Source organism: Streptococcus mitis (genome assembly GCF_001579035.1).
Taxonomy (GTDB): domain Bacteria; phylum Bacillota; class Bacilli; order Lactobacillales; family Streptococcaceae; genus Streptococcus; species Streptococcus mitis_J.
The window spans coordinates 136,237-143,768 of record NZ_KQ970290.1 but is presented as its reverse complement, the minus strand read 5'-3'; the positions used below and the strand labels follow the sequence as shown (position 1 = coordinate 143,768).

Sequence of the window (7,532 nt, the reverse complement as noted above, 5' to 3'; positions counted from 1 at the left end):
CAACAGCAACACCAGTGCTTTCTGGATTTACAACAACAGCTTTCATAGCTATCCTCCTTTATATTGACCGAGAACAGGGACAACGGGACTGGATTGATTTTGTGTCAACAGAGTCGAGTATGACGAGCTCTCTTATATTTATATGTGAATTATATCACAAAAGAAAGCCTTTTCCAAGGTTTTGGGGGTAAAAAATAGAACAATCGATTAACTGGTTGATGAGACTGTGAAAAGAGCACAAAGACCAGCTCGCAAGCTGGTCAGAATGGACTATAAGAATAAGTCTTGCAGGGTTTTGGCAACTCCATCTTGGTCATTGGTCAAGGAAATTTGTTCATCTGCATAGGGGAGTAGCTCTGGATTAGCATTTTTCATGGCATAGCCCTTCCCAGCAAAAGCTAGCATTTCGGTATCATTGTGTTCATCTCCAAAGGCAATCAAATCTTTTTTGTCACGGTTCATTACCTTGAGCAAGTAGTCCAAAGCAAAGGCCTTGTTGACACCTTTTGGGGTACATTCAAGGATATTGAGCGGACCTCCCCAGGTATTGATAGACAGTTGATGCTGGTAGAAGGCGCTCATTTCTTTTGCCAAGGCATATTTGTCGCTGGCTCTGGTCTGCAAGAGGATACAGTTAGGATCCTTGGTCACCAACTCAGGTTTGAATTGATCTTCAGGCTGGAAAGCTTCTACACCAAATAGTTTGGGATTGGCAATTTCTTCATTAGGGTTTGTAATGTAGAATTTTTTACGATATTCTCCAGCGATAAAATCGGCTTGAATGTCCTCTGAACGTCGAACCATATCTAAAAGATATTTTTTGTCTACAGTCAGACACTTTTCAAAATCCCAAACTTGGTCTGGTAAATGAGTAAGGGAGCCGTTGAAGTTAATCATAGGAGTGTTTAAGCCTAGTTCACGGTAAAAATCTTTTGACATTCGGTAAGGGCGACCTGTTGTAATAATAACCTGATGTCCTTTTTCAGTAACTTTTTTAATGGTTTTTTGGTAAAGTCAGAAATTTGACTGTCTGAGTTGAGCAGGGTTCCATCCAGGTCAACTGCAATAATTTTTTTCGTCATATGGACCTTTCTAGTGTCTTTTCAGATAAGATGTCTTCTATTATAACAAAAAGCAGGCAGAAAAGCAGATTCCAAACAAAAAATGAAATTTCATCAAATTCTTAAATAAATCAAACAAAGATATTGAAAAAGTGAATGATAAATGATATAATTCTATTATTGTTCGTAAAAATTAAAAGGAGATTGATAATGGACAAATTATTTAAACTAAAAGAGAACGGTACAGACGTTCGTACAGAGGTTCTCGCTGGTTTAACGACTTTCTTTGCAATGAGTTATATTCTCTTTGTAAACCCACAAATTCTTTCGCAAACAGGAATGCCTGCTCAGGGTGTCTTCCTCGCAACGATTATCGGTGCAGTTGCTGGTACCCTGATGATGGCCTTCTACGCCAACTTACCATATGCTCAAGCGCCAGGTATGGGACTCAATGCCTTCTTTACCTTTACAGTTGTATTCGGGCTTGGTTATTCATGGCAAGAAGCCCTAGCTATGGTCTTCATCTGTGGAATTATCTCATTGATTATTACCTTGACAAATGTTCGTAAAATGATCATTGAATCGATTCCAAATGCTCTTCGCTCAGCTATTTCAGCTGGTATCGGTGTCTTCCTTGCCTATGTAGGGATTAAGAATGCTGGACTTTTGAAATTCACGATTGATCCAGGCAACTATACTGTTGTAGGAGAAGGGGCTGACAAAGCTCAAGCAACGATTGCAGCAAACTCTTCAGCAGTTCCAGGATTGGTCAGCTTTAATAATCCAGCTGTTTTAGTGGCTCTTGCAGGACTTGCCATTACTATCTTCTTTGTCATCAAAGGGATTAAAGGGGGAATTATCCTCTCTATCTTGACAACAACTGTTCTTGCTATTGCAGTTGGTTTGGTAGATTTGTCAAGCATCGATTTTGCTAATAACCATGTTGGTGCAGCTTTTAAAGATTTGAAGACAATCTTTGGTGCAGCTCTTGGTTCAGAAGGTTTGGGAGCTTTGATTTCAGATACAGCTCGCTTGCCTGAAACTCTGATGGCTATTCTTGCCTTTTCATTGACAGATATTTTTGATACAATTGGTACCTTGATCGGTACAGGTGAAAAAGTTGGTATCGTAGCGACAAATGGTGAAAATCACCAATCAGCTAAGTTAGACAAGGCTCTTTACTCTGACTTGATTGGTACTTCAATTGGTGCCATCGCAGGTACTTCGAACGTAACGACTTATGTTGAGTCTGCTGCTGGTATCGGTGCAGGTGGACGTACTGGTTTGACAGCCTTGGTCGTGGCAATCTGTTTTGCGATCTCAAGCTTCTTTAGCCCACTTCTAGCGATCGTACCAACAGCCGCTACAGCTCCAATCTTGATTATCGTTGGGATTATGATGTTGGCTAGCTTGAAAAATATCCATTGGGACGATATGTCTGAAGCTGTTCCTGCTTTCTTCACATCTATCTTTATGGGATTCAGCTACTCTATCACTCAAGGGATTGCAGTTGGTTTCTTGACTTACACTTTGACTAAGCTTGTCAAAGGTCAAGCTAAAGATGTTCATGTCATGATTTGGATTTTGGATGCCTTGTTTATCCTTAACTACATCAGCATGGCCCTATAAATGCTATAATATAAAAAGGGGTTCTCCCCTTTTTATATTATAGTTACTTGAAAATTGCTTCAAACTAGGTAGGTGATTTTGATTGAATGGTAGGAGTATGATTGATGATAAAAAAGAATATTTGGGATGAAGTATTAAACAGGGGGAAGTGGTTAATAATCTTTCTAGTAGGGCTTTTGTTTTCTCAGTTTCCTTTAGCCCTAGCAACTTTTTTAACTAGCAGAAAATTTCCACTGCTTCAAACGGGACTATTAGTAGGGGCCTTATCTCTTGTGGTTTTAACTGTATTTATAATAGGTGCTAGGAAAACACAGTTGGCTAGTTTTGGTTTATCGTTTTTCAAGGCTAAGGATTTGGCTAGATTGGCCTTAAGCTATCTAGTGATTCTTGCCTTTAATATTCTTGGTGTGGTCTTACTTCATTTGATGAATGAAACAACAACCAGCAATCAATCAAATATTAATGATTTGGTCCAGAATAGTTCCTTAATTTCCAGTTTTTTCTTACTGGTTCTAATAGCTCCTATTTGTGAGGAGATTTTATGTCGAGGAGTGATTCCTAAAAAACTCTTTCGTGGTAAAGAAAATATGGGTTATATAGTCGGTGCTATTATCTTTGCCTTGCTTCATTTACCGACAAATCTACCTTCTCTTCTTATCTATGGAGGAATGTCAACTGTGCTAACTTGGACAGTTTATAAAACCCAACGTTTGGAAATGTCTATCTTACTTCACATGATTGTGAATGGAGTTTTTTCTGTTTGTTGGCTCTTGTGGTGATCATGAGTCGGACATTAGGGATTTCTGTTTAAGATTTTTGACAATTGCTTACTTGTTTCTATTGGGAAAAAGATGAATGCAATCGTGTCCATCTTTTTCTTTTTATGGTAAAATAGAGAAATAATATGATGAAAAGTCTTGAGGGAGTGACCGATATGTCAAGTAAAGCCAATCATGCAAAGACAGCTATTTGCGGAATTATCAATGTAACCCCAGACTCCTTTTCGGACGGTGGCCAATTTTTTGCTCTTGAGCAGGCACTTCAGCAGGCTCGTAAATTGATAGCAGAAGGGGCCAGCATGCTAGATATCGGTGGAGAATCAACTCGGCCGGGAAGTAGCTATGTTGAGATAGAAGAGGAAATCCAGCGTGTTGTTCCAGTGATTAAAGAGATTCGCAAGGAAAGTGATGTCCTTATTTCTATCGATACTTGGAAGAGTCAGGTGGCAGAGGCTGCTTTGGCTGCTGGTGCCAATCTAGTCAATGATATCACTGGTCTTATGGGTGATGAAAAAATGGCCCATGTGGTAGCTAAGGCTGGAGCGAAAGTAGTCATCATGTTTAATCCAGTTATGGCTCGACCTCAGCATCCTAGCTCGCTCATCTTCCCTCATTTTGGATTTAATCAAGCTTTTACAGTGGAAGAGTTAGCTGACTTTGAAACATTGCCAATCGAAGAATTGATGGAGGCTTTCTTTGAACGAGCACTAGCGAGAGCAGAGGAAGCTGGTATTGCACAAGAAAATATCTTGTTGGATCCAGGAATTGGCTTTGGTTTGACCAAGAAAGAAAATCTGCTTCTTTTACGGGATCTGGATAAACTACATCAGAAAGGCTATCCAATCTTTCTCGGAGTGTCGCGCAAGCGGTTTGTCATCAATATTCTTGAAGAAAATGGTTTTGAAGTCAATCCTGAGACAGAACTTGGTTTCCGCAATCGAGATACGGCTTCGGCTCATGTAACCAGTATTGCTGCGAGACAGGGTGTGGAAGTGGTGCGCGTGCATGATGTAGCTAGTCACAGGATGGCAGTTGAAATTGCCTCCGCTATTCGTCTGGCTGATGAAGCGGAAAATCTAGATTTAAAACAATATAAATAAGATGAAAGAATTTGAAAATAATCAGTGGATTGCTAACTATCGGACGGACCAACCGCATTTTGGCTTGGAACGCATGGTGGAACTGTTAGCTTTGCGTGGCAATCCCCATCTCAAACTCAAGGTTATCCATATCGGAGGAACCAATGGCAAGGGCTCGACCATTGCTTTTTTGAAAAATATGCTGAAAAAGCTAGGGCTGAGAGTTGGCGTGTTTAGCTCGCCCTATCTCATTCATTACACAGACCAGATTAGCATCAATGGGGAATCCATTCCAGAGGCTAGACTAGAAGCCCTCATGGCAGACTATCAGTCTTTGCTGGAGGGAGAAGCGGTCGCCAATTTGCAGGGGACAACCGAGTTTGAGATTATCACAGCCATAGCCTATGACTACTTTGCCTCAGAGCAAGTAGATGTGGCCATTATGGAAGTGGGCATGGGTGGACTCTTGGATAGTACCAATGTCTGCCAGCCTATTTTGACAGGAATTACAACTATTGGATTGGATCATGTGGCCCTACTTGGTGACACTTTGGAGACCATAGCAGAGCAGAAAGCTGGTATTATCAAACAAGGTATTCCTTTGGTGACAGGTCGTATCGCTCCAGAAGCTTTGGCTGTGATTGACCGCATTGCGGAAGGGAAAGATGCGCCGAGAATTGCCTATGGGAAAGATTATCAAGTTTGTCATCAAGAGAGTGTGGTAACGGGTGAAGTCTTTGACTATACAAGTGTTGTCAGACAAGGTCGCTTCCAGACTGGTTTGCTTGGTTTGCACCAGATAGAGAATGCTGGGATGGCCATAGCTTTACTTGATACTTTTTGTCAAGAGGATGGTCGAGAACTAGCAAGCAATGACTTGCTTGCTCAAGCCTTGGAAGAAACAAGTTGGCCAGGGCGTTTGGAAATCGTGTCAAGAGAACCCTTGCTGATTTTGGATGGAGCCCACAATCCCCATGCCATAAAGGCTTTAGTAGCAACCTTGCAAGAACGCTTTGCGGATTACCGTAAGGAAATCCTCTTTACCTGTATCAAAACTAAAGCCTTGGAGGATATGTTGGACTTGCTGGGGACAATGCCAGATACCGAGCTTACTTTGACACATTTTGACGATAGTCGGGCAACTGATGAAAGCGTGCTGAAAGAGGCAGCTAAGTCTAGAAATCTCAGCTACAGAGATTGGCAGGATGTTCTAGAGCAAAAATTGACAGATAAAAAAGAAGAGAAAAAAACAGTTAGGATTGTCACAGGTTCCTTGTATTTCTTGAGCCAAGTGAGAGCCTATCTGATGGAGAGGAAGAACGAAAATGGATACACAAAAGATTGAAGCAGCTGTAAAAATGATTATCGAGGCTGTAGGAGAGGACGTTAATCGCGAGGGCTTGCAGGAAACACCTGCTCGTGTCGCTCGTATGTACCAAGAGATTTTTTCAGGTCTTGGTCAAACAGCGGAGGAACATTTGTCAAAATCCTTTGAGATTATTGATGATAATATGGTGGTAGAAAAGGATATCTTTTTCCATACTATGTGTGAACACCACTTCTTGCCATTTTATGGTAGAGCGCACATTGCCTATATTCCAGATGGTCGTGTGGCAGGTTTGTCTAAGCTAGCCCGTACGGTTGAAGTTTATTCGAAAAAACCACAAATTCAAGAACGATTGAATATCGAAGTAGCCGATGCCTTGATGGACTATCTAGGTGCTCAAGGAGCCTTTGTTGTCATTGAGGCGGAGCATATGTGTATGAGTATGCGTGGTGTCAGAAAACCAGGAACTGCAACCTTGACGACAGTAGCTAGAGGTCTATTTGAAACAGATAAGGACCTCCGAGATCAGGCTTATCGTTTAATGGGACTATAATACTCTTCGAAAATCAAATTCAAACCACGTCAGTTTTCATCTGCAACCTCAAAACAGTGTTTTGAGCAGCCTGCGGCTAGCTTGCTAGTTTGTGCTTTGATTTTCATTGAGTATAAAAAGAATCCGCTTGAAGCGGATTTTTCTAGAAAGGAATCATTATGGATCAACTGCAGATTAAGGATTTGGAAATTTTTGCCTATCATGGTCTTTTTCCTAGTGAGAAAGAATTGGGGCAGAAGTTTGTTATTTCCGCAATCCTATCCTATGATATGACCAAGGCGGCGACAGACTTGGATTTAACGGCTTCTGTCCATTATGGAGAACTGTGTCAGCAGTGGACGACTTGGTTTCAGGAAACCACTGAGGACTTGATTGAAACGGTAGCCTACAAACTGGTAGAACGTACTTTTGAGGCCTATCCTCTTGTCCAAGAAATAAAGCTGGAACTGAAAAAACCTTGGGCGCCAGTGCATTTGCCACTAGATACTTGCTCGGTAACCATTCATCGCCGCAAGCAACGAGCCTTTATCGCCCTAGGAAGCAATATGGGAGATAAACAAGCAAACTTGAAACAAGCCATTGAGAAAATGCGAAATCGAGGTATCCATATTCTCAAAGAGTCCAGTGTCTTGGCGACGGAGCCTTGGGGTGGTGTGGAGCAGGATAGCTTTGCTAATCAAGTGGTTGAGGTTGAAACCTGGTTGCCGGCCCCAGTTCTATTAGAGACCTTGTTAGCCATTGAGTCAGAGATGGGACGGGTGAGAAAAGTGAATTGGGGACCTCGTTTGATTGATTTGGACTTGCTCTTTGTGGAGGACCAGGTCCTTTATACAGATGACCTTATCTTGCCTCATCCTTACATAGCGGAACGCCTTTTTGTCCTTGAGTCCTTACAGGAAATTGCGTCTCATTTTATCCATCCTACATTAAAGCAACCGATCCGTAACTTGTATAATGCTTTGAAACAATAGAAAAAACTCTAGTTTTCAGTCACTTACAACTGAAGACTAGAGTTTTTAAAATAGGTCATTTTCTTCTGGGAGGAGGATAGTTTCTCTACCATCCAGATCTAAAACCAGTACTCTCGGGGGATAAAGAGGGTCG

The 7,532-nt window shown here is 41.5% G+C and carries 6 protein-coding genes and 3 pseudogenes; 7 read left to right on the top strand and 2 right to left on the bottom strand.

Going from position 1 to position 7,532, the window contains the following annotated elements; genetic code table 11:
* Positions 1 to 191 (top strand): hypothetical protein (locus tag SMIDD26_RS13290; RefSeq protein WP_246747010.1); only part of this gene is annotated, 191 nt, incomplete at its 5' end.
* Between the two features lie 79 nt (positions 192 to 270).
* Here the strand turns inward: SMIDD26_RS13290 and SMIDD26_RS08880 are convergent.
* Positions 271 to 1,082 (bottom strand): annotated as a pseudogene (locus tag SMIDD26_RS08880) (Cof-type HAD-IIB family hydrolase).
* A gap of 189 nt (positions 1,083 to 1,271) precedes the next feature.
* On the opposite strand from SMIDD26_RS08880, the gene SMIDD26_RS08875 reads away from it, so the two are divergent.
* From SMIDD26_RS08875 to folB, 6 genes and pseudogenes are all read left to right on the top strand, one after another.
* Positions 1,272 to 2,690 carry an NCS2 family permease gene (locus SMIDD26_RS08875; protein ID WP_061439864.1) on the top strand — a complete coding sequence of 473 codons (1,419 nt, stop codon included), beginning with the start codon at positions 1,272 to 1,274 and terminating at the stop codon, positions 2,688 to 2,690.
* A gap of 104 nt (positions 2,691 to 2,794) precedes the next feature.
* Positions 2,795 to 3,501: pseudogene (locus SMIDD26_RS08870) on the top strand (CPBP family intramembrane glutamic endopeptidase).
* 93 nt (positions 3,502 to 3,594) lie between these two features.
* Positions 3,595 to 4,569, top strand: a complete 975-nt coding sequence (gene folP / locus SMIDD26_RS08865) for a dihydropteroate synthase (protein WP_061439863.1) — start codon at positions 3,595 to 3,597, stop codon at positions 4,567 to 4,569.
* A gap of 1 nt (position 4,570) precedes the next feature.
* Positions 4,571 to 5,893, top strand: a complete 1,323-nt coding sequence (locus SMIDD26_RS08860; RefSeq protein WP_061439862.1) for a bifunctional folylpolyglutamate synthase/dihydrofolate synthase — start codon at positions 4,571 to 4,573, stop codon at positions 5,891 to 5,893.
* On the top strand, positions 5,874 to 6,428 hold the full coding sequence (gene folE / locus SMIDD26_RS08855; RefSeq protein WP_061439861.1) for a GTP cyclohydrolase I FolE: 555 nt from the start codon (positions 5,874 to 5,876) through the stop codon (positions 6,426 to 6,428). The genes SMIDD26_RS08860 and folE overlap by 20 nt, the downstream gene beginning before the upstream one ends.
* 158 nt (positions 6,429 to 6,586) lie before the next feature.
* Positions 6,587 to 7,399, top strand: a complete 813-nt coding sequence (folB, locus tag SMIDD26_RS08850; RefSeq protein ID WP_061439860.1) for a dihydroneopterin aldolase — start codon at positions 6,587 to 6,589, stop codon at positions 7,397 to 7,399.
* Between the two features lie 45 nt (positions 7,400 to 7,444).
* On the opposite strand, the pseudogene SMIDD26_RS13285 reads toward folB, so the two are convergent.
* Positions 7,445 to 7,532: pseudogene (locus SMIDD26_RS13285) on the bottom strand (DUF960 domain-containing protein); the annotation flags it as partial.